General features: G+C 37.2%; 23 protein-coding genes and 1 riboswitch. Of the genes, 12 read left to right on the top strand and 11 right to left on the bottom strand.

Annotated features, from left to right (window positions below; translation table 11 throughout):
• Positions 1 to 375: 375 nt before the first annotated feature.
• A complete protein-coding gene (locus V7068_RS15230) occupies positions 376 to 552 on the top strand; it encodes a hypothetical protein (protein ID WP_499713501.1) in 177 nt (58 codons plus the stop codon).
• 557 nt (positions 553 to 1,109) lie between these two features.
• On the opposite strand, the gene V7068_RS15225 is transcribed toward V7068_RS15230, so the two are convergent.
• From V7068_RS15225 to V7068_RS15195, 7 genes are all read right to left on the bottom strand, one after another.
• Complete coding sequence (locus tag V7068_RS15225) at positions 1,110 to 1,952, bottom strand: sulfurtransferase (RefSeq protein WP_499713500.1); 843 nt, start codon at positions 1,950 to 1,952, stop codon at positions 1,110 to 1,112.
• A gap of 36 nt (positions 1,953 to 1,988) precedes the next feature.
• Positions 1,989 to 3,113 (bottom strand): histidine kinase N-terminal domain-containing protein, encoded by a 1,125-nt coding sequence (locus V7068_RS15220; RefSeq protein ID WP_499713499.1) that lies wholly within the window; start codon positions 3,111 to 3,113, stop codon positions 1,989 to 1,991.
• A 245-nt stretch (positions 3,114 to 3,358) separates the two neighbouring features.
• Positions 3,359 to 4,477, bottom strand: a complete 1,119-nt coding sequence (locus tag V7068_RS15215) for an ABC transporter ATP-binding protein (protein WP_499713498.1) — start codon at positions 4,475 to 4,477, stop codon at positions 3,359 to 3,361.
• Positions 4,478 to 4,505: 28 nt separating this feature from the next.
• Positions 4,506 to 5,162, bottom strand: coding sequence for a molybdate ABC transporter permease subunit (gene modB / locus V7068_RS15210; protein WP_127761789.1), 657 nt, complete (start codon positions 5,160 to 5,162; stop codon positions 4,506 to 4,508).
• Positions 5,163 to 5,166: 4 nt separating this feature from the next.
• On the bottom strand, positions 5,167 to 5,958 hold the full coding sequence (gene modA / locus V7068_RS15205) for a molybdate ABC transporter substrate-binding protein (RefSeq protein WP_499713497.1): 792 nt from the start codon (positions 5,956 to 5,958) through the stop codon (positions 5,167 to 5,169).
• The gene (gene mobA, locus V7068_RS15200; protein WP_499713496.1) at positions 5,955 to 6,569 is read right to left on the bottom strand and encodes a molybdenum cofactor guanylyltransferase; all 615 of its coding nucleotides are present in this window, start codon (positions 6,567 to 6,569) and stop codon (positions 5,955 to 5,957) included. The genes modA and mobA overlap by 4 nt, the downstream gene beginning before the upstream one ends.
• A complete protein-coding gene (locus V7068_RS15195) occupies positions 6,566 to 7,060 on the bottom strand; it encodes a MogA/MoaB family molybdenum cofactor biosynthesis protein (protein ID WP_499713495.1) in 495 nt (164 codons plus the stop codon). The genes mobA and V7068_RS15195 overlap by 4 nt, the downstream gene beginning before the upstream one ends.
• 249 nt (positions 7,061 to 7,309) lie before the next feature.
• Between V7068_RS15195 and V7068_RS15190 the strand changes: the two genes are divergently transcribed.
• The 5 genes from V7068_RS15190 to V7068_RS15170 all read left to right on the top strand — a co-directional run bounded on the left by V7068_RS15190 (position 7,310) and on the right by V7068_RS15170 (position 11,453).
• On the top strand, positions 7,310 to 7,981 hold the full coding sequence (locus tag V7068_RS15190; RefSeq protein ID WP_499713494.1) for a GntR family transcriptional regulator: 672 nt from the start codon (positions 7,310 to 7,312) through the stop codon (positions 7,979 to 7,981).
• A gap of 15 nt (positions 7,982 to 7,996) precedes the next feature.
• Positions 7,997 to 9,208 carry an L-2-hydroxyglutarate dehydrogenase gene (lhgD, locus tag V7068_RS15185; protein WP_499713492.1) on the top strand — a complete coding sequence of 404 codons (1,212 nt, stop codon included), beginning with the start codon at positions 7,997 to 7,999 and terminating at the stop codon, positions 9,206 to 9,208.
• A 209-nt stretch (positions 9,209 to 9,417) separates the two neighbouring features.
• Positions 9,418 to 10,071, top strand: coding sequence for an alpha/beta hydrolase (locus V7068_RS15180; RefSeq protein WP_499713491.1), 654 nt, complete (start codon positions 9,418 to 9,420; stop codon positions 10,069 to 10,071).
• 2 nt (positions 10,072 to 10,073) lie between these two features.
• The gene (locus V7068_RS15175) at positions 10,074 to 10,856 is read left to right on the top strand and encodes a dioxygenase family protein (RefSeq protein ID WP_499713490.1); all 783 of its coding nucleotides are present in this window, start codon (positions 10,074 to 10,076) and stop codon (positions 10,854 to 10,856) included.
• Between the two features lie 276 nt (positions 10,857 to 11,132).
• Positions 11,133 to 11,453 (top strand): AMP-binding enzyme, encoded by a 321-nt coding sequence (locus V7068_RS15170; RefSeq protein ID WP_499713489.1) that lies wholly within the window; start codon positions 11,133 to 11,135, stop codon positions 11,451 to 11,453.
• A gap of 168 nt (positions 11,454 to 11,621) precedes the next feature.
• Here V7068_RS15170 and V7068_RS15165 read toward each other — a convergent pair whose 3' ends face one another.
• On the bottom strand, positions 11,622 to 11,780 hold the full coding sequence (locus V7068_RS15165; protein ID WP_499713488.1) for a hypothetical protein: 159 nt from the start codon (positions 11,778 to 11,780) through the stop codon (positions 11,622 to 11,624).
• 139 nt (positions 11,781 to 11,919) lie between these two features.
• Between V7068_RS15165 and V7068_RS15160 the strand changes: the two genes are divergently transcribed.
• Entirely contained in the window at positions 11,920 to 12,924 is a 1,005-nt protein-coding gene (locus V7068_RS15160) for an LLM class flavin-dependent oxidoreductase (protein WP_499713486.1), read from the top strand.
• Positions 12,925 to 13,001: 77 nt separating this feature from the next.
• Positions 13,002 to 13,523, top strand: a complete 522-nt coding sequence (locus tag V7068_RS15155; protein WP_499713485.1) for a hypothetical protein — start codon at positions 13,002 to 13,004, stop codon at positions 13,521 to 13,523.
• A gap of 353 nt (positions 13,524 to 13,876) precedes the next feature.
• Here the strand turns inward: V7068_RS15155 and V7068_RS15150 are convergent, their stop codons facing one another.
• On the bottom strand, positions 13,877 to 15,826 hold the full coding sequence (locus V7068_RS15150) for an FUSC family protein (protein ID WP_499713483.1): 1,950 nt from the start codon (positions 15,824 to 15,826) through the stop codon (positions 13,877 to 13,879).
• A gap of 565 nt (positions 15,827 to 16,391) precedes the next feature.
• Positions 16,392 to 16,470: riboswitch (ZMP/ZTP riboswitch) on the top strand.
• A gap of 193 nt (positions 16,471 to 16,663) precedes the next feature.
• On the opposite strand from V7068_RS15150, the gene V7068_RS15145 reads away from it, so the two are divergent.
• Positions 16,664 to 17,863, top strand: coding sequence for a phosphoglycerate dehydrogenase (locus tag V7068_RS15145; RefSeq protein WP_499713482.1), 1,200 nt, complete (start codon positions 16,664 to 16,666; stop codon positions 17,861 to 17,863).
• Between the two features lie 131 nt (positions 17,864 to 17,994).
• On the opposite strand, the gene V7068_RS15140 is transcribed toward V7068_RS15145, so the two are convergent.
• Positions 17,995 to 18,732 (bottom strand): YqcI/YcgG family protein, encoded by a 738-nt coding sequence (locus V7068_RS15140; RefSeq protein ID WP_499713531.1) that lies wholly within the window; start codon positions 18,730 to 18,732, stop codon positions 17,995 to 17,997.
• A gap of 342 nt (positions 18,733 to 19,074) precedes the next feature.
• Between V7068_RS15140 and V7068_RS15135 the strand changes: the two genes are divergently transcribed.
• The 3 genes from V7068_RS15135 (at position 19,075) to V7068_RS15125 (ending at position 21,826) form a co-directional block, all read left to right on the top strand.
• Positions 19,075 to 20,283, top strand: coding sequence for an MFS transporter (locus tag V7068_RS15135; RefSeq protein ID WP_499713481.1), 1,209 nt, complete (start codon positions 19,075 to 19,077; stop codon positions 20,281 to 20,283).
• A 221-nt stretch (positions 20,284 to 20,504) separates the two neighbouring features.
• Positions 20,505 to 21,209, top strand: a complete 705-nt coding sequence (locus V7068_RS15130) for an EcsC family protein (RefSeq protein WP_499713480.1) — start codon at positions 20,505 to 20,507, stop codon at positions 21,207 to 21,209.
• 155 nt (positions 21,210 to 21,364) lie between these two features.
• Positions 21,365 to 21,826, top strand: coding sequence for a PaaI family thioesterase (locus V7068_RS15125; protein ID WP_499713478.1), 462 nt, complete (start codon positions 21,365 to 21,367; stop codon positions 21,824 to 21,826).
• A gap of 97 nt (positions 21,827 to 21,923) precedes the next feature.
• Here the strand turns inward: V7068_RS15125 and V7068_RS15120 are convergent, their stop codons facing one another.
• Positions 21,924 to 22,433 (bottom strand): antibiotic biosynthesis monooxygenase family protein, encoded by a 510-nt coding sequence (locus tag V7068_RS15120; protein ID WP_499713477.1) that lies wholly within the window; start codon positions 22,431 to 22,433, stop codon positions 21,924 to 21,926.
• Positions 22,434 to 22,668: the final 235 nt, after the last annotated feature.

Below are 22,668 nucleotides of genomic sequence, written 5' to 3'. Positions count from 1 at the left end.
TCTATAAGCTGGAGCTTCTTTAATAGTTAGTGTTATAATTTTGGTTTTTACTTTATTCGTTCCTTTTTGACGGACATCAACGGCTACTTTATACGTTCCTGTATAGTATGGGAAAGTAGAGTAGCTTTTCTTACTAGAATAATTTTTTGCTGTATACCATTTGCCTTTTTCGTATACACGGTAACGGTACTTCAGATACGAACCTTTCGTTTTTTACAGTATAGGTATAAGAAGAAGTACCCTTATGGGATTTTGATTGATATAGCTCTAAAGTTGTGTGTTTCTAAAATTCTCATCTTATTCTTTAATTATGATAGACTAGTATCAATGGCTTTACATTGCCGATGTGATGTACATAACGAGGAGGAGTTTATTTTGGAAATTACTATTACTCGTGCTTTATCAGAATTAAAACTGTTAGATAAAAGAATTCAACGTACTATTCATGATTCGACGTTTGGCGGCTACATGGTTGGGAAGAAAGTGATGACTGGATTCAACAGTGTCGAGGAAGTTGAAAAACGGGCAAAAGCGGATTATCAGTCTGTTTAAGATTTAATAAAAAGACGAAATAAGATTAAATCAGCGATTGTTGTATCAAATGCAACAACGACTGTTGAAGTTGCTGGCGTAACGATGACGGTGGCAGAGGTTATTGAACGGAAAACATCGATTGAGTATGAGAAAACGTTATTAGCGAAATTGAAAAATACATATACGAAACTAGTTGAGGCTTGAGTGGTTGTTTATTGACTCTATCGGTTGCCTCCTAGCTGACTAGCTAACAAGTAGTTCTATGATATAAAAGCAACAGACAGTTCATGAACTGTCTGTTGCTTTTATATAGATCCTATTTAATATTTCAGCATCATTCGTCGAGCCAAATCAAGAGACGTACAGCGTATTGATTTACATCCCGTTGACTTTATGAAGAGGGAACCTCCGCTTGTATGAACAGATTGGTTTTGAACGGTTAACTAGAGTTCAATTTTCAATCCGCCGATAATGGGATTATTGTAAAGACGTACCGACTTCCTATTGAATAAAGCTATTTTCGCACATAAAAACGGTAGGTTCTTCTTTAACTCTACCGTCCTTCATTATAAGGTTTATTCTTCTCCCAAAGCGATTGCATTTTCAGGATAGCTAATCCAGTCACTCCAGCTACCAGCATACAGTTTTACATTTTGATAGCCAGCTTCATGTAATGCCAAAATATTAGGACAGGCAGAAACGCCAGAACCGCAATACACGATAATTTCTTTTTCTTTGGGTACAGACGAAAAGTGCTTCTGCAAATCATTCTTTGTCTTCCATTCTCCGGATTCAGTAATGACCTTTTTCCAGAAATAGTTGATGGCACCAGGAATATGCCCCGCTTTTTTATCTATCGGTTCTTCTTCCCCGAGATATCTCGTTCTTTCTCGTGAGTCGATTAAAAGAACATTTTCATGGTGAAGTCTGTTTTTCACATCTTCCATATACATGATCTCATCTGAAAGCAAAGCGGGATGAAATGCTCTTTTCTCATATTGCGGAATGTCTGTTGTTTGATCCAATCCAGCTTGCACCCATTTAGAGTAACCTCCATTTAAGATGTATGTATTTGTATGGCCTAGATAACGCAATTGCCACCATAAACGAGCGGCAAACATCCCATCTTGATCATCATAAATAATCACATAAGTGGATTGATCAATCCCTGTCTCTCCTAATTTAATACATAGTTCATCTATATTGGGTAATGGGTGTCTCCCTCCATGTTTGCCTACTGTGCTAGATAAATCTTGATCCAAATCCAAATAAACTGCGCCTGGGATATGCCCGTTCAGATAAGATTTTCTGCCTGCATTTGGATCACCTAAGCTAAATCGGACATCCACGATTACAAAATGAATGACCTTTTGATCCATTAGATTTTTTAACCAATCTACACTTTTCAGATAAGACATGATTTTCACTCCTTTGGACAGTTAGTCGATAAACCCTCAACTATTTGGGAAATGTATATTGAATGTTGTTAAATTATCGTTAGATACACAACTCATATAACCACCATAACATTCTACAATCTTCTTACAAACGTACAAGCCGATACCTGTTCCTAATTCTTTCGTTGTGAAAAAAGGCTCGAAAATTGATTCGATGTATTCACTTGCAATGGCAGGTCCGTTGTTTGATATGCTGATTATCTGTTCATCTGACTCAGTGAAAGAAAGTACTTTCAAAGTCCTAGGCTGATCTTTATGCTTTAATGCATCAATGGAATTTATAAAAAGGTTTAGTAATACTTGTTTTAGCGCATCTCTGCTCGCTATTATAGAAAAGTCAAGGGGGATTTCTATATCTACATTTATGCTTTCATCGACTATACTTGCATAAGTTAGTTGTTGAATTTCATCAAATAGGTCCCGGATGGGGAATTTTTCCCTTTTTCCCTCGTTAAAATCAGCTTTGGAAGTGTGAAGGAATTGCGTTATCCTGAAATTCAGCTGATTTAGTTCATAATCCATGATATCTAGATATTTCAGATGGGGATTTTCCTTTCTCAAGAGTTTATTAAAGCCCATAACTGCGGTTAGGGGATTTCTGAATTCGTGAACAAAACTGGATGATATTTGTCCTAGTACTGCCAATTTATCTCTGTGATTTTCACTTATGAAAGTGTTCTTTTCTTCTATCACTTTATTTTTTAGATGTGTATATCTCGTCACGGCATGGAAGCTAAATGTATCGAATAGATTGATGATGTCATTGATTATCAGTTGTATATCATTTAAGGGGATATTTGCTCCAAAAACATTCCTGACAATGATATTTCTTCCTAAGTTAATATTGTATATAAAATCACCAATATTAATATTCGCTTCAATACGTTCATTTGCAACCTCATAAGCCAATTGCTTCAGCTCGTCGTCGGACAAAGAGCCTTTAATGGCATTCAGGATGAATGAATACAACATAATTCCGTTTTCTTTTATCTTTTCTTTGTAGGGATCATTTTCATCCATTACTTTGGTCTCATACCATTCATTTAAAAACAAAGATTGTTGCTCTACCATATATTTTAAAAATACTTTTTTATACCTCATTTGTTCCGTTTCCGCTTCCATTTTACTGATAACCTCTTCCTGCCGCGATATTTCGGGTTCTTATATTAATAAAATTATATGCCAAAATGCTTCAATTTCATCTACTTAACTGATTATGTCATTATATTATACAGCAGGCGCGTTAAAAGCTGTAATTATAAGGATATGATTAGAAATAAATATCATGAAAAGTATCTAATTATGGAAGGTGAAATAACAGAGCAGCTGTAGTCATATACAGGATTAAGGAGAGAAGGGGTTATGCATTATATAGTGAACTCATGATTGAAACGAATTCTTAATTCTGTATGACAATCAAAGAAATGGGCTTTATCCATATCGAATACGAGATCACACATTTGTCCAGAGGAAATGCTTATATGTGAATGGACGCGAGCTGCAAAATTTTGCCCTTCAATCTGGAAATAGATAATCGTTTCAGCACCTGTGAATTCGGAGACTTCCACTTTGGTACGGATTGCAGTCCCTTTTGCAGCGTTGGTAAACGTAGATTCATGATGAATATCTTCCGGTCTAATACCAAGAATAATCTCTTTTCCAACATACCCTTGGTCACGCAGCATGTTCATTTTGTGTTCTGGGACCGTTATCTGTATACTGCCGATTACAAATTTGTTTTCTTCTAGCTTTCCATTTAAGAAATTCATGGCTGGTGAACCAATAAAACCGCCTACAAACACATTTTCAGGCTTTTCATAGACGTCTTTTGGAACTCCAACCTGCTGAATTCGACCATCTTTCATCACAACAAGGCGGGTAGCCATTGTCATTGCTTCTGTTTGGTCATGTGTGACATAAATCATCGTTGTTTGTATACGTTGATGAAGTTTAATCAGTTCTGTACGCATTTGGACACGGAGCTGTGCGTCAAGGTTTGATAAAGGTTCATCCATTAAGAACACTTTTGCGTCACGAGCAATTGCACGCCCTAAAGCTACGCGCTGACGCTGACCTCCAGATAAAGCTTTTGGTTTACGTTTCAAATAGGCCTCAATCCCAAGTGTATTAGCTACTTCGTGTACACGCCGGTCGATTTCGTTTTTTGGAAGTTTATGAAGCTTTAGGCTAAATGCGATATTGTCATACACAGACATATGTGGATACAATGCATAGTTTTGGAAAACCATTGCAATATCTCGATCTTTAGGTGGCACATCATTCACTTTTCTTTCGTCTATATAAAAATCGCCTTGTGATATTTTCTCTAGGCCGGCTATCATGCGAAGAGTTGTTGATTTTCCGCAACCTGAAGGGCCGACCAGAACAATAAATTCTTTATCTTTCACATGCAGATTAAAATTTTCTACAGCTGTTACGGTCTGGTCGTACATTTTATAAACATTGACTAATTTTAATTCAGCCATCAGAGGCGACATCTCCTATATTTTCTGATTAAGGTTTCACTAAGCGCACGCAGATTAACATAAAAAATGAAATCACAACCATGCTTGTGACCCATAACCAAGCCATTTCCATATTTCCTGAATCAATAGCGATATAGATGGCTGTAGAAGTTGTTTGCGTTTGTCCAGGGATGTTTCCAGCGAACATTAGAGTGGCTCCAAATTCACCTAGTGCGCGTGCAAAACTTAAGATTGCACCGGAAATAATCGATTTAAGTGCAAGGGGAATAGAAATAAAAAGAAATATTTTATATTCATTTGCTCCATCGACACGAGCTGCATTCTCAATATCTTGATCAATTGCTTCAAATCCTGCCTTAGCAGATTGATACATAAGCGGAAAGGATACAACAACAGCGGCAATAACAGCAGCCCACCATGTAAACATAACCGGTTGTTTAAAAATCCACTCAATCAATTGTCCGACTGGACTGTTCCTTCCAAATAGCACAATCAACAAAAAGCCCACAACAGTAGGAGGTAATACTAAAGGCAAAAGGAAAACTGTTTCAACAACAGATTTCCCTTTGAACGTAGCATTTGCCATGACTTTCCCACATATTAATCCTAAAACCACAACTATTATACTGGATACAGACGCTACCTCAAGGGAGAGGCTGATTGGTGACCAAAATTCTGATGCCATTTAATTACTCTAAACCTTTAAATCCATATTTTTTAAAAACATTTATAGATTGTTCACTTTGAAGATATTCGTAGAAAAGTTGGGCTTCTTTTGGATGGGAACTGTTCTTAATTACACCGACTGGATAAATAATAGGTGCGTGAGTATTTTCATTAGCTGTTGCGATAATCTCAACCTTTGGCGAAATCAATGCATCTGTTTTATAAACAATTCCGGCATCAATATTACTCGTTTCAATATATGTAAGTACTTGGCGAACATCTTTAGCATATACGGTGTTCCGTTCAACCTCTGTCCATATCTTTAAATGCTCCAACGTTTCTTTAGCGTACTTTCCTGCAGGTACAGTTTCAGGCGTACCGATGGAAATTTTCTTAGCTTTAGTAAGATCTTCGAATGACTCGATGCCTCTACTGGAATATTTTGGAATGATTAAAACAAGTTCATTTCCGAGAAGGTCGATTCCTTTTTCTATTAGATCTCCTTCTACTAGCTTATCAAATTTATCCTCAGCTGCTGAGAAAAAAAGATCCACAGGTGCTCCTTGAGAGATTTGTTGTTGTAGGGCCCCTGAAGCTCCAAAATTATAGTTAATGTTTACATCGGGGTGTTCTTTCTCAAAAGTCGCTGTTATGTCAGTTAAAGCGTCTTGTAAACTTGCGGCTGCTGAAATTGTTAATGTGACTTCTTCATTAGCGGCTTCTTGTGTTTGTTTACTTGGCTCGTTGTTCGAACAGCCAGACATAACGAGCGATAACAACAAAATTGAGAAAAATAAGAAAGATAATTTTTTCATCTGTCCTTTTCCTCCTTGCTACGTTGAGAAACTTGCTTATATGTAAGCCAATCTTCGCGACGATTAATATTAATAAACACTGGATCTTCATGAGAGAAGGGGATGGTGTGTACACGAATTTGGTCTAGAAATAAGCGGATTTTTCTTTCATTTTGATCTACTAATTGTTTCATCGTAACGAGGCTTCGGCGATGGTATAAAGCCAAAAGCGGATGGATTCGATCAGCTTGAGCAGGGACAATGGCGTCATACTTGCTATCCTTAGTTAAATGAATCATATATTCAACAAAAGCAGCATTTACAAAAGGAATATCACATGATAGGACAAAAAACCAGTCAGCATCAGCTATGCTAGATAGGGCCTGATACATAGCGAATAACGGGCCTTGATAAGCGTTTGTATCATGTTCAATAATAAACTCCACATCATCTCGTTTGAAAGAAGGAAATAGATCGTCATTAGTGACAATAACAATGGGAGAAAGAGAATGGGCTTTGAGCGCATCAATACTATGTTCATAAAAGCATTTGCCTTTATAGGTTTCAAACATTTTCGGTTTACCGTAACGTGAGGACTTACCGCCAGCTAAAATGACACCTGCTATTTTCATTGTCGGTTTAATTCCTCCACGAAATGTTGACATGTCGGTAAAATTAACTTGTTCATGGCAAGCTTAACCGCATTTGTAGAGCCAGGAAGAGCATAAATGGCTTTCCCGTCTAGACTTCCAGCCACAGCTCTGCTGAACATCGATTTAGGACCGATTTCTATGTAACTTAAAGAGCGAAACAGTTCTCCAAACCCTTGCATTTCTTTATCAAGAAGACTGGAAACAGCTTCATATGTAACATCGCGAGGCGTAAAGCCTGTTCCCCCAGTAATAATAATCATCTGAATCAGTGGATTTTTACACCAGTCTTGAATGGTAGAAGTAATCAATGACAATTCATCTTTTACAATTTGATAGTCATGTAAGATATGGTGTTGCTCTGTTAAAAGGTTATAAATTTCTTTTCCACTTGTATCATTTTCTTTTGTTCTTGTATCGCTGACCGTTAATATCGCTGTACAAACAGATATAGATGGATTATGATGATGCATTGTTTTTTACACTCTCCTTTATAAGGAAGATAGGAAGTTTTGTATGAATATATTAACACATTGCTGTTTAACTTGTTAATGAACTTACCAATAGATAGGTAAGAGGGGAGTGTCAATGTCGTATTTTCTAACGGATTGTATCCAATTTAAATTGATTTGTATCCAATTTTTGTATTTTTCAAGGTTTACTCAATGTAATAAACATGGTAATATGTAAATTGTATCCAATTTAATGTGAGGTGGATTTCTTTGCTAGAAAGTAAAAAGAAAGATAAGTCCACAGTTGTTAATGAAGTAACCAAAAAGCTGAGGCAAGCTATTTTAGTAGGAACACTGAAAGAAGGAGAACGGCTTATTCAGGAAGAATGGGCAGAGCGGCTAAATGTCAGCCGGATGCCGATTCGAGAAGCGTTAACACGGTTACAAATGGAAGGACTTGTTGAAATGGTCCCGCATAAAGGAGCAGTGGTCACGCCTATTACGCGGGATCATATTGAAGAAATCTATGATACTCGTGCTATGCTAGAGGGATTAGCCATTGAGAAGTCATTGCCATTTTTAACTGAACAGGATAAAAATGAGTTGGAAGAGATTCTATTGCAAATGGAAGGAATTGAATTATGCGATGAAACAAATGATCAGTACATTCAATTGAATGCATTGTTTCATGAGACCCTTAGGAAGGGATGTCCATGGTTACGGGTTCATAAAATGGTTGAAACGCTTGGTATTTCACCGATTGCACCCAATCTGTTAATCGATTATCACAAGGAAACGCAACGTGAACATCGATTGATTTACGAAGCTGTACGACGCGGAGACCCAAAAGAGCTACGGGCTGCAGTTGAGTATCATATTTTACGAACAAAAAATAATTTAATTGAATATATGGAGAGGTTGAATAGTACAAAGTCAGAATAAATGGGGGTATTGACTATGTATGATTTTGCAATTGTAGGTGGCGGTATTGTTGGTTTATCAACAGGAATGGCTATTTATGAGAGGTTTCCAAATTCGAAGGTGATGGTTATTGAGAAGGAATCAGCTGTAGCAGAACATCAAACAGGTCATAATAGTGGTGTCATTCACTCTGGCATCTATTATCAACCAGGAAGTTTTAAAGCAAGATTTGCGAGACAGGGAAGTCAATCCATGACGAAGTTTTGCCAGACTCATGGAATTCAACATGATATTTGTGGAAAAGTGATTGTTGCGACAAAAGAGGAGGAATTACCCCTTCTTGATAAGTTATATAAACGTGGTCTGGAAAATAAATTAAACATCCAAAAAATTTCTATGGATGAATTAAAAGAAATTGAACCACATGTAAATGGACTGAGTGCGATTCGCGTTCCCCAGGCAGGTATTGTGAATTATCGACAGGTCAGCGAAAAATTTGCTGATATTATTCGTGAACAAGGGGGAGAGATTCAACTTAATACAAAAGTAGAAAAAATCCATGAGGAATCGGATAATGTAACGATTGAAACGAGTCGCGGCACATTTAAAGCGCGGATGGTGATTAACTGCGCTGGTCTCCATAGTGATCGCGTGGCAGCGGCAGCTGGCTACAAAACAGATATGAAAATTGTACCGTTTCGTGGAGAATATTATAAATTAAAGCCAGAAAAACGATATCTTGTCAAAAATTTAATTTATCCTGTACCCAACCCTAAATTTCCGTTTCTGGGTGTGCATTTTACAAGGATGATTAGTGGGGAAGTAGACGCTGGACCCAATGCAGTGCTTAGTTTTAAACGTGAAGGCTATAAAAAAACAGATTTTGATGCAAGAGATTTAGCTGAGGTACTTCGCTACGGAGGCTTTTGGAAGTTAGCTGGTAAGTTCATGAAAGAAGGACTAGATGAATATGTCCGCTCCTTTAGCAAAAAGCAATTTACAAAGAGCTTGCAAGAATTGATTCCCGAAATTCAAGAAGAGGATTTAATTCCAGCACCCGCAGGCGTTCGTGCCCAAGCTTTAAGAGATGACGGGAATATGGTAGATGATTTTCATATTATTGTGGGGAAACGTACGATTCACGTATGTAATGCACCATCACCTGCTGCGACAGCTTCGATTGAAATTGGAAAAGAAGTGGCTAGTCATATTCCGAATCAGTCTCATTTACTTCAAGCTACTCTATAAATTTAATAATTTTGTACAATTTACCCCTATTGAATCCATCCCAATTACTAGTCGATTGGATGGATTTTTTAATTGGTTATGTTTTCGAAAGTGTATTCAGTTACTTTTTCTGTTATTTTACTAACTTTTATATACTAAGTTGAAAATAAATAGTGTTATAATGAGGCAATACTATAATAGAAAAAATATAATAAAGGAATGATAAAGTCATGCAAACACCAATGATGTATGAACTTCGTAAACCAAAACAGGTTGAGCCAGGTAAAACATATCCTGCCTTATTTTTAATGCATGGAATGGGAAGTAATGAACAAGATTTACTGTCACTTACGGGTGGCTTGGAAAGCTCATGTTATATCTTTAGTATTCGAGGTCATCTAACACAGCCGCCAGGTTATGCATTTTTTACAATTGAGGGATTTGGCAGACCGCATCGATCTGTTTTTGATGACGCAGTTAAGCGCATTACCAATTTTATTGATTATGCATGTGACAAGTACCCGATAGATCGAAGTCAATTGTACTTATTAGGCTTTAGTCAAGGAGCCATTCTTTCCATGACATTAGGTTTGACACTTGGAGATCACATTAAAGGGATTGTGGCACTTAGTGGATACATTCCTGAGTTCGTAAAGAATGAGTATTCAATTCAGTCTGTTAAGCAGTTATCTATTTTTATTTCGCATGGTGAATTTGATCAAGTATTACCATTTGAATGGGGAAAAGCGAATGATGAGTATTTTAAACAGTTAGGTGCAAATGTAGCTTTTCATGCTTATCCAGAAGGTCATACTGTATCTCAGCAAAATTATCAAGACTTTATGCAATGGTTACATCATGAATTAGGAAATAAGGAGGAATAAATATGTTCCCATCTTTTTTTATCGCTCACGGGGCACCGTTGTTAGCGATTGAGAATAATGAGTATACACAATTTTTACATCAACTAGGTCGTACATTACCGAGACCGAAAGCCGTTGTTTTATTTTCAGCTCATTGGGAGGCTTCGGTGCAAAGGGTAAGCCAAGTGAACGAATATGAAACAATCTATGATTTCGGTGGCTTTCCTGAAGCATTATATCGTATTCAATATCCTGCAAAAGGAAACGAGCAGCTTTCAGAGGAAATTAAAGAACTGTTTGCGGACCAGGGTATACCTTATGAAGTAGAAACAAGCCGTGGATTAGATCATGGGGCTTGGGTTGTTCTTAGAATGCTTTATCCAGATGCTGATATACCGGTTATTTCTATGTCTGTTAATCCACATCTTTCACCAGAGGAGCAATATAAAATTGGTCACTCTCTGTCTGCATTGAGAGAAAAAGATATTTTAATTATTGGGAGTGGAGGTACCGTACATAATTTAGGAATGGTGAATATGGCGGGAGAAAATCAAACTGATCAATGGGCTCTCGATTTCGACAAGTGGCTGGAAGAGCATTTGAATAATTGGGATGTTGAGTCTCTTTTTCAGTACCATTCGTTAGCTCCATCAGCAAAGCTGGCTGTGCCGTTATATGGCAAAGAACACTTTATTCCTCTTTTTTATGCGATGGGGGCAGCTCATAATCAACAAAAAGCTACATTACTTCATCGAAGCTATCGTTATGGAAATTTGAGTCATAGTGTATGGCAGTTTGGTGAGTGATTGAAGAGAATGTTATATGAATGTTGGACTGTCGAGAAACTCGACAGTCCTTTTAAGCTATTTGTCCTTTTAATATACAGAACGAGTTATTCTAATCTTCTTCTTGAAATAGTATAGATACATACATGGAATCCAAAAATTGACTGTTATTTATATGTGAATTAAAATAGTTTAAAGGACATATTTTTGGAATTTTCAGTTTATTAAAGAGGCTTAGTTTAAAAATATAAGCACTTTATTTAGTGAAGGTGAAACTATATGAAGGAGGAAAAAGACATGATTAAACGCTCTGGACAAAATGTTTCTGCAAGCGAGGTAGAAAGTGTTATTGAAGAACATCCAAGTGTATATGAAGCTGCAGTAGTTGGTATTCCTGATAAGATTCGTGATGAAGGGATGAAAGCCTATGTTGTTTTGCGGCAGAATCATGAGGTATTAAAAGAAGAGCTTATGCACTACTGCCGTTTACGATTAGCTAAATTTAAAGTTCCAGATATTATTGAAATTATTGATGAATTTCCTCGTACTTCAATTGGAGAAGTTCAAAAGCATGCTTTACAACAAATGCATGTAGAAGAATATAGAGACTTTTTTTAAAGGGACATAAGAATAAGGATGAGCTGGATTCCGATGGTAGTAGCAGCTGTTACTGAAATTAGAAGCATAAATTCGTGAATTTTTTATTTGAAAAATGTTTAAAAAGCTTGAGTGAAATTTCCTCAAGCTTTTTGCGATTTCTGATGTTTTCTGTGAAAACAGAACGGGCTACTCTTCATTCACTCGATTTTTAAATGCTTCTTCCGGAATAATATTTTCAATCGGTTTACCAGGTTCGATATGATTTTTTCCTTCGACTACGCTATTTTTAGGGAGGTTTCCAGGGTGCCCTTTTTTCTTATGATTATAATGCTGACCTCGACTCATATTTCTTCGCTCCTTTCTATAATTCCTCTCTAGTTTTTCTCGAAAAGCATTTTTCATGCATGTTCAAGCGAATCAAGCGACAGATGGATCCGAATACTATAGCATAGTTATTACATAATGATGAAGGAAGGGATGTAGTTTGAAGCTCAGTATTCTTGATCAATCCCCAATTTCTGAAGGACTTTCTGCGAAAGAAGCTTTGCAGCAATCGATTCAATTAGCACAAGCAGGTGAGAAGTTTGGCTACACTCGTTATTGGTTGACAGAGCATCATGATTTAAGCGGACTCGCGAGTTCTGCACCAGAAATTTTGTTAGGAGTGATTGGTGCTCATACTGAAAAAATAAAGCTTGGAAGCGGAGCGCTTTTATTACCTTACTATAGGCCGTATAAAGTGGCAGAAACGTTCAATACATTGGCTACACTTTTTCCAAATCGAATTGACCTTGGAATTGGACGAGCACCTGGAGGAGCAGCACAAGCATCAATGGCGCTAGCGAATAACTTTCTTGAAAATGTGTGGAAAATGCCAGAGCTAGTTGCTGAATTAATTCAATTTCTTCATGATGATTTTCCTGACTCACATGCATTTTCCAATATAAAACCAGCACCAGTTCCAGATGTCCCGCCTGAAATATGGATGCTTGGAACGAGTAAAAAAAGTGCCATGCTTGCAGCTGAAAATGGGGTGGCGTATGCGTTTGGAGAATTTATGAGTGAAGCGGATGGTAAGGAGAGTATGAAAAGCTACAGAGAGAATTTTAAAAAGTCACGTATGTTGGCCTCTCCGAAAACATTGCTCACAGTGACAGCTATTTGTGCGGAAACAGAAGAGAGAGCAAGGGAGCTAGCTTTAAGTTCATCTATTTGGAAAATTCGGAGCGTTAAAGGAAAAGGAGCATACATTCCATCTGTTGGAGAAGCAAAGAAAGAGATATTATCTTCCGAAGAAAAACAAGTTAAAAAGCAAATGGAACAAAAAATGTTAATCGGCACTCCAGAACAAATACAAGAAAGGTTTCAAGCTCTGCAAAAAGAATATGAAACAGATGAAATAATGATTACTACGACAACACATCGTTTTGAAGACAAAATTAATTCCTATCGTTTACTAGGAGAAGCGGTTTTGGGTAATGGAATTTAAAAAAAGTAAAAATCGAACGATATTGATAATCATTATTAATTATGATATGCTAACAGTCATCAACTAGGGGGGATATCATGTCAGTTATTCGTATTCGTGATCGTAAGGAGATTCTGGAGATTAGCTTTTCAGACATCAGAAAATATCATGGCAGTTTAGCTCTAATGGCGCTTGGGGTTGGGTTCCGTACGTTACAAGCAGCTTTTGCTGAATTATTTGGTGAGGAAGTGCCTGAGAGAAAGGATATATCCATTCTGTCCGGACATGCAGGTCCTGGCTTTCGTGACGTATTTGAGTTTGTCACTCGTGTGGTGACACGTCAAGCCTATCAGGTAGATACTTCTTATCCACAGGGGCAGTATGATCCATATCGACCACAATCATATGCCTATGTGATTACTGCAAGTAATGGCTCGGCTGTTGAAATCACATTGAAGGAAGATTTTCTTCCTCAAGTATTTTACGAGTATTTGAAAAAAGGCCGCGAAGGGACATTAACTGAAGCTGAGAGTGAGGCAAATGAGCAATTAAAAGCGGATTTATGTGAGCGTGCATTGGCATTGCCAGTTGCTGATTTGCTATATATAAGAAAGCTGTAATAATCGTGCTCGAACAATACTTGAATGACCAAGTCGCTATTTTTGCTGTTGGTAGTAGTAAATAAAAAACGTTGCTATAACTAGAGTGAAAGGTATTCTTCATATTAATCATGGATACTATTCTTTGTGAAGTGAAAATTGATTAATTTGAAGAGCAAGGGGAAAGAATCCTTATTGCTGCCTCTTTTATATGTCAGAATCAGAATGAAAAAGAAGTATTAAGAAGAGAGTTTTCGGGAGTAATACCCTAACAAATCTTTTATGATGCTGGCTTTGCGCTCATTACTATGAATGTTAATAGAAGGAATAATAAATGTTGTAAAAAGAGCAGCTCACACTTGGTTCTGCTCTTTTTATACGGGAACTTTTTCATTTATTTGAAGCGATTTTTGCAAGGTTATGATCTCATGTTGTATGCTTGGAAACCCTTCTATCTCAGGAACCCTTTTTATAAATGGTGCCTGTTTTCGATCAGTAGCATTAGCCATCGTTTCAAAAACATAAAGAAATTGAGCAAGTGTTTCATCCGCAAGAATAGGACGCTTGTCCATTCTTGAACCATTTTCTAGTAAATATCCTAATTGCTCGATGGAGAATATGACTGGCCAATAATATTCCAATGCTTTTTTATTGACTGGAATTTCTCCTGCAGCTGTACTGTATAACGTTTTTAAGGTAATTAAGTTTGTTCGCATTTTCATTTGTTCCCTACTTTTTCTAGCATTAAAACCATTTCCTTGGTCTGAGAAAAGGATGAATAAAAATTGCGCCTGGCTCCGGATTGTTTTCGTTATTAAATGGGGGAGGCGACTAGAAGCAGAACGTCTGCCTATCAATAATACTCCAATAAGCCCAATCACGCTTCCGATTAGAATATCAATTAATCTGGCTGAGGCAAAATAGGAAAAGCTAAAGCTGCTTTGACTCGTACTTTCAGCCATCAGCAAAGCATTTGGTGTAAAGAATAATGCGGCAAGGCCATAATTTTTTACAATAAATAGCTCTGTAATAAATGTTAACAGCAGAATCAATAAAGCGATAACGAATCCAGCAGGATGAGTTGCAAGAATCAAACTTGCAATTAGAATACCTAGAATTGTTCCGATTCCTCTTTGAATTGCACGATGATAGGTAGCGACAATCGTAGAACCTGACATAACGGCTACACAGGATAACGGTATCCAATAGGATCGTGTAAATCCAAAATGATAAGCTATAAGAGCGGCGATAATGGTAACAACGCCGAACCGTACAGCGGTAATAAAAACAATAGAGTTTTTATCAAAGGCACCTAAAAAAATGGTCTTGAGTGACGGTTTGTACATGCGAATGGCTTGATTAATCTTGGATGTCGGCTCATTCAAGGTAGCATCCGCATCAAATATTTTTGTGAATAATCGGGCGACCTTTTCATCTAATTCTTCAGGCTGAAGAATTTTCTTGAAAACACCTTTCCTCTTATTTTTCTTCTGATCTAGCGAATTGGCAATTTCGCGAACGGTTTCCCCTAATTCTGATGGTATTTTGGAATTATTTTCTGAAAAATTTTCAAGTATGTACAAAAACATCGTATTTGCATGACCATTTAATATATACAATCGATTAAATAGGTCAGTATTTTTCCAAGGAATATACCCTGCTACAAGTGTTTCTTCTGCCTCCTTTAAAACGGACATAACCCGATGTCTTGCCTCATTAAATGTATCTGTACCAACTGAATCGAGAAGTGCTGCCAGTTCTGCATATACTCTTTTTACTACACTTGTTTCCGGCCCCTGGGGGTCAAAGAACCACCCTATCATGGCGATCACCCATGATAGGGTTCCACCGAGAAAAACAAGACCAGCACGTAACGGAGCAAGCTCTGGATTAACGGGCATACCGGTTGTCATAGCAAAAACTAAAACGAAAAAGATGGCAGAGGGGCCGATAATTCTTAAAGCTCCAAAAATAAAAATAGCTGTTGCTCCAATAATCCCCATTAAAATGGCTATTGCAGATGGATAAGGAGCAGCCAGGGTCCCTAGTGCAGAGGCCAAAGTTATGCCAAGTACAACAAAAAATAGCTTTTTAGCTCTTTGTGCATAGGGGATATTAAATACGTATAGATAAGTAAAGCCCCCCATTCCAGCTAACAACCCATATTCTAAATTTCCAAATAATAACCCAATAATAACGGGAAGGGATGCCGCTAATCCTGCACAAAAGGCCTTTACCCATGGAAACGGTTTCCTATTAACGGTTAAAGCTTGTCTTATGAGGGAGGGGGATTTAGTAGAGACAGATTTAGAGGTTTCGCTCATACTAATTGCTCCTTTTTTATTTCGTACTAATAAATTTGTGCCTCAAAATACATGGGAACAGTTATGTTTATATTCTCTTTTTAGTTAAAATGCTATTCATCTAATTAACCTGGCGTGCTAATGAGAAAGAACTAGTTGATTTGGATTCGGTCATTCCTTATAAAATCTTTTATAATAAATTTTCACTTTCACCAACCTCTACTAAACTCTAATTATTATCCTATCGTTTTACGACGGATGTGATTGGCACGAAGTTACCTTGTTGATGGCTTGATAATGGCTGTGTTTGTCATTTTGACTTATTACTTGAAAAAAACTAACAGGTCGGATGAAGAAAAATAAAAGGGGGAAAATCAATCAATCATTGCAGCAAACAATGAATTAATGTCTCTGTGCTGTGTAGCTAATTCTGAAGAAGGTTTTTGTTAGAATAATTTTCTAGGAAAATAATTGAAGTTAAATATTGAGAACAATTTATTTATGGGCTAATCTGAAAAAAATTCATATGGAAACATTTTTAAGGTTGAAAATTAATAAAGAATTCGATAGAATAAAGGCAAATGAAAAGGCTATGTGTGACTGGCGAAACGCGGATAACCGCGAGGGAGCACATAGTGTCGTAGCCGTTCGCCTGGGCAGAGGTAAGGAAAGTGTAGCAGAGTTCCTTACCTCTTTCTGTTTACTAGGAGGGATAGTCAATATTGATTGTAAATTTCTTATTGTAGTAAACAAAAAATTTTCAAAAAATTTAATCGATAGTAAGTCACTTGCTTAAAATTTTGTTAATATTAGAGTAGGAATTTGAAAACTATCAAACATGAAAGAGGAGACGACAGAATGAGCACAGTAATTTTAGATAAAGTGAACACAATCAAAACGTTAAATAATATTGCAGAAGCTGGGTTAAACGTATTCAATACAGACAACTATAAGCTTGATGATAATAATGAAAATCCTGATGCTGTTGTTGTTCGTAGTTTTAACATGCACACAATGGAATTCGGGGATAATTTAAAGGCTATCGCACGAGCTGGAGCTGGTGTTAATAATATTCCGGTTGAAAAATGCACAGAGCAAGGAATCGTTGTGTTTAATACTCCAGGTGCAAATGCTAACGCTGTAAAAGAAATCGTATTAACTTTATTAATGGCTTCATCTCGTAACCTTTTTGATGGTGTAACTTGGACAAAAACATTAGCAGGTGAAGGCGAGCAAGTTCCAAAGCTTGTAGAAGCAGGAAAGAAACAATTCGTAGGTAAAGAAATTAAAGGGAAAACTTTAGGGGTAATTGGTCTAGGTGCAATCGGTGCGCTTGTAGCAAATGATGCTCTTAATTTAGGTATGGATGTAATCGGGTTTGATCCATTCATCTCTGTTGATACTGCTTGGAACTTATCTCGCAATGTGCAACGTGCTATGACGATTGAACAACTGTTTGCTAATTCTGATTATATCACTGTACATGTTCCTTTAACTGATGACACAAGAGGAATGTTTAACGAAGCAACATTCAGTATCATGAAGCCAGGTGTTCATATTTTGAACTTCTCACGCGGTGAGCTTGTGAATGAAGCGGATATGGAAGTGGCACTTGAAAGCGAAAAAGTTGGCAAGTATATTACAGACTTCCCAAATGAGACTGTATTGAAAATGAAAAATACAATTCCAATTCCACATCTTGGTGCTTCTACAGCAGAATCAGAAGAAAACTGTGCGATTATGGCAGCTCGCCAAGTGAAGGAATTTTTAGAAACAGGAAACATTAAAAACTCAGTGAATTTCCCAAATGCTTCTCTTCCTTACACTGGAAAACGACGTGTGGCAGCTTTCCACAAAAACGTTCCAAACATGGTTGGGCAAATCACATTAGCTCTATCAAGTGATAATTTGAACATTGCTGACATGGTTAACAGAAGCCGTGGAGAGTACGCGTATACAATGATTGACATTGACAATGAAGTTAATGGTGATATCATTCCTAGCCTACAAGAAAAAATTGGCCAAATTGAAGGTATCGTTACAGTTCGAGTGATTTAATATACGAAAAACTATAAATGAATGAGCAATAACAAACAGTCCCCCTGTCCGAAAGTACAGGGGGACTGTTTGTTATTGATATTAGGGTTCAAAGAGAAGATTAAAAAACTTCTTACTCGATTTTTTATGGCTTAGTCACGTAGCTTTAAGAATTTTAGAAAACTGTGATAAGGGCACTTTGACAACGATGTATCATCATCTCTTAAAAAGTATTGTTTCCACTCATAGTTATCTTCTTGACCATAGCTGTTTAGATGAGGATGAATGGTGATGGAGTCATAATTTTTTAATCTATTTCGTATCTTCTTTTTTATCCGTTCAGCATAGGAATGAGATTTATTAAATTCCTGCAATACCCACCTAGGTGTAATAGCGAGCATCATGAAATCAAACTGCCTGCTTTTTCGATTCTCATGAGCAGGGGTTGCACAATACACAAAATAGGGTTCTCCGTGATAACAAAACTCCCAAATAGGATTATGTGGATCGGTTGGTATAGCCTTTGGCCAATCTATAAGGTCAATTTCGCTTAACCCGCTTAGTTGTTGCCAAAATATCTGTTCATATTGTTCAACTTGGTACGTTTCCTTCATATCCTGTGGTGTCTCATAAAATACAATGAGGGAAGTATAACTGCCCAATTGTCTTGAAACTTGGGTGAAATCATTTAGTAGTTTAGTGAGCTCATATAATGTTGTGTCTTCCCTCGGATCTCCTATAAAACCATAACGTAGTTGGTTTAAAGAAAAACCTATTGTAGCTGGTATACAAGGGAACGGTTTCTGTTTATCGGTCATTTTTATTTCAAACAGTTCTAAGGCTGTTCTTTCCCAGTGATTAAGTTGGCTTCTAAGGGAGGGGGTATCCATGTATAAACCGTTGATAAGAATCACCTCGCAATCACTTCTACAATGTATTCAAGGTAGGGATAATTGGGAGGGTGTCCTAGTGAAATTGGGCATTTAATCAATAGTCCATAATAATTATGAGGATACTTCGTGTGTGTAGGTTTTGTGTAAATTTTGAAGATGTACAGGTTATGAGGATGAGTGTGGAGATCTTGAACTACTCGCCACTTAAATTTCTAAAAAAAATTTGAAGTGGGAGTCTTCTCGCCTAAAACGATAAAATTTATCCTGAAAAGTCGCCATTTCCTTTAATTTTCGTGTATAGTTATCTGAGTAATTATGTATGGAAAAGAGCTGAATGGATTGCAATCTTCAAAATTATGGACGAAAGATTTTGTATTATTTATTGGTTCCAACTTCTTTGTTGGCCTAGCGTTTTATACGCTGATGACTACGGTGACACTTTATACGATTCAACAATTTAGTGCTTCTCAAAGTCAAGGTGGTCTTGCTTCAAGTATTTTTATTATCGGGGCCCTGCTCGCACGCTTAGTTGCCGGTAAATTGGTTGAAAAAGTGGGTCGTAAAAAGATGATGTATAGCAGCTTATTGCTATTCTTTCTTGCGATGCTTTTATATTTCTTCGTTGATAATCTCGCATTATTATTTGTAGTTCGTTTTATCCATGGTGTCGGCTTCGGCTTTGCTAATACCGCAATGACAACGACGGTGATGGATGCCATTCCAACTAGTCGTCGTGGAGAAGGAACAGGCTATTATTCGCTGAGCACAACAGCCTCAACCGCAATCGGTCCATTTGTCGGTATTTATTTAATGAATCATGCGGATTTTACTTCGATTTTATACTGCTGTACGTTTTGTGCTGCGGCGGCGATGGGTTTTGCCTTACTTGCGAAGGTGAAGGAAGCAGATTTAACACCGGAAGAACGTAAAAATATTAAACTTGGCTTTAATGTTTCGGATTTTTTTGAGAAGAAAGCCATTCCGATTGCCGTTATTACCGTATTTATGGGCATTGCTTATTCAAGTATTATGTCTTTTATTTCTGTTTATGCAGAAGGCGAGGGTGTATTTGAATATGTAAGTTTATTCTTTGTTATCTTTGCTTCAGCAATGATTCTTGTTCGTCCGTTTACCGGTCGACTCTATGATCGACGAGGACCGAACTATGTGATCTACCCTTCCTTCATTTTCTTTGCAATCGGCTTATTCGTATTAAGTAGTATGCATTCAGTAACAATGTTGCTTATAGCTGGAGCGCTGATAGGGATGGGCTATGGATCAATCGTACCTTGTTTTCAAACGCTGGCGATCCAATCTGCTGAGAAACATCGAAGCAGTCATGCTACATCGACTTTCTTCACATTGTTTGATTCTGGGATGGCTGCAGGTGCATTCGTGTTAGGGATTATTTCATCCTATCTTGGCTATTCGATGCTTTATATCATTTGTGGCATCATAGTCGTCATAACCATTCCTGTGTACAAACAACTGGCTAGTCGTAAACGTAAGAATGAAAGAATAGTTGACTCACAAAGAGAAGGAGCATAATCTCGTTGAGTTTGCTTGCGAATTAGCTTCAAAGAGTAAAGTATCAAGCCTTTTGGAGAAGAGTTACATAGGCTGATATGTTAGGATGTTAATAAGGGAAAAACATAATTTATTCATAAGAGATATAGATTTAGGAAATAAGGTTCTTTATGCCTTCGCTGCCGGGCGAGGGCTTTTTTTAACTCTGTAAGTTCAAGCAGGAATGAATGGAGGGAGTAACAATGGAACGCTATGAACAAGAAGTATGGCAAGAAGTAATCGCTTGGAAAAAGAAAATGTTTCATAAGCCGAGTACATTTGAACGCATTTCGAAAAAAACACAAGGAAAAATTAATCAATATATCCCTGAAAAAGTACATCGAGTTATAACGGAAAGTATCAAAGGACTTGTTGAAGGGGTGCTATCAGGCTCTTCTTATATTTCAAAAGAGAAACAGGTAGACCTGTTACCTCTTCAACAAAAGGAAGAATGGGTGAAGGAGACGATTTCGACGTATCGGAAAACGGCGGTCGTAGAGGGGGCTGGAACGGGAGCTGGCGGTTTGTTCCTAGGGTTAGCTGATTTTCCTTTGCTGCTCAGTATTAAAATGAAATTATTATTTGAAATCGCTCGTTTATATGGTTTTGATGCGAAACAATATGAAGAGCGATTATTTATTTTATATGTATTTCAGCTTGCTTTTTGCAGCGATGAAAAAAGAGCTGAAACCCTCCAAGTTATTGAGCGATGGGGCGAAGTAACCGATATTGATTGGCAAGTGCTGCAGCAGGAATATCGGGATCATATTGATTTAGTGAAGATGTTTCAGCTCATTCCAGGAATCGGAGCGGTAGTAGGAGCATATGCGAATCGTCAACTCATTGACCAGTTAGGGGAAACGGCGATGAATTGCTATCGTATTCGATTGATTGCTCAAGAAAGGTAAACCGATAATTAGAAGAGGATACGATGTCGAATGAGGGCGTCTATCCTCTTTAACTATGAAAGAAAGTGTCTTATGAGCTAAACGTTTGACATATTTTTGTATAATTTGTAAATATAAGTGAAATAGGTTCAGTGAAATAAAGGGAGGTTTCTAGAGTGAAGAAGAAAATTGATGAGGAACAAATTTATGAAAAACATCATGAACAAATTTTGAAGCAAGTAAAAAATGATCCGTATGCGCAGTCATTAGGAATTGAGTTAACAAAATTTGAGGCTGGTTTTGCAGAAGCAATGTTAGAAGTGCAAAGTCATATGGTAAATGCATATGGGACTGTTCATGGAGCAGTTATTTATGCTTTAGCAGACCACGCTTTTTCGGTAGCCTGTAATGCATATGGAAAGACATCCTTAGGACTCTCGACAACTATTCAATTTATTGAATCAGCTAAACCTGGAGATCAGATAGTTGCCCGTGCAACAGAAGTAAAACGAAACTATCGTACAGGGTTCTACCGAATCGACATCTTACATGAGGAAAATCTGATAGCAACCATGGAGGCAGTGTCCTATCGTAAGGATCACTATTTCATCGAACTTGATGAACAAGTTCAAGTGTAGAATACAATATTATTTTTTGCTCTATTTAAAAAATAAGGTATTTACAGGTTAGTTGTGTCCAACCTGTAAATACCTTTATTTAGATGGAAGTTTTACTTTATTCCTTGTCTTTCGAAACCATAGAATACTTTGTAATGTAAGGTGCGCCAGAAAAGAGGTGCCCAGTAGAAGTTGGTTTTGGTTTTTCGGTATTATGTGCTTCTTTAAAGGACTGAGAACGTGTCCACTTATCGAAATCGCTTTCCTTTTCCCATACCGTTAAAATGACATACGTATCTGATTTAATAGGACGTAAAACTCGCATAGCCATAAAGCCTGGTTCTTTCTCAATTAAGCCTGCTCGGTTTTTAAACTGATACTCTAAGTTCGGCCGCCCTTCTTCGGTAACAGGAATATTATTCATGACAACAAAACCTCGGTCCTGTAATTCCCCTTTTCCTTCCACGACCTCATAGCGGCGCGGTGATGCAAAGACCGTTTTGCCGGATGTTTCATGCAATAGCAAAGTGTTTTGAGGATTTTGCATTAAAAAGATTTTTTCATTTGGATGTTTGTTCTTTTTCATCTTTAAAAAATCATACGTTCCTGTTGTCATATATACGTTCATATACTCACCTCAAGTCATTATTCTTTCCTATATATTATCAAGAAATTCCATAATAATGAAAGCGCTTCAGGATGTTCACAAGTTGTCTATATTTATCTTTATGAAATAGCGAGCTTCAATGTGTTACGATTTGAAATTCTCTTTTCATCTGATATTCTATGTAGGTGACTATAAAAAATATAAATACTTTGACATGCTTGAAAGGTGGATTTGAATGTCTAAGGAAATTACGAAT

This window comes from Bacillus sp. JJ634 (genome assembly GCF_036962285.1).
Taxonomy (GTDB): domain Bacteria; phylum Bacillota; class Bacilli; order Bacillales; family DSM-1321; genus Peribacillus; species Peribacillus asahii_A.
This window is presented reverse-complemented; position numbering and strand designations above follow the sequence as displayed.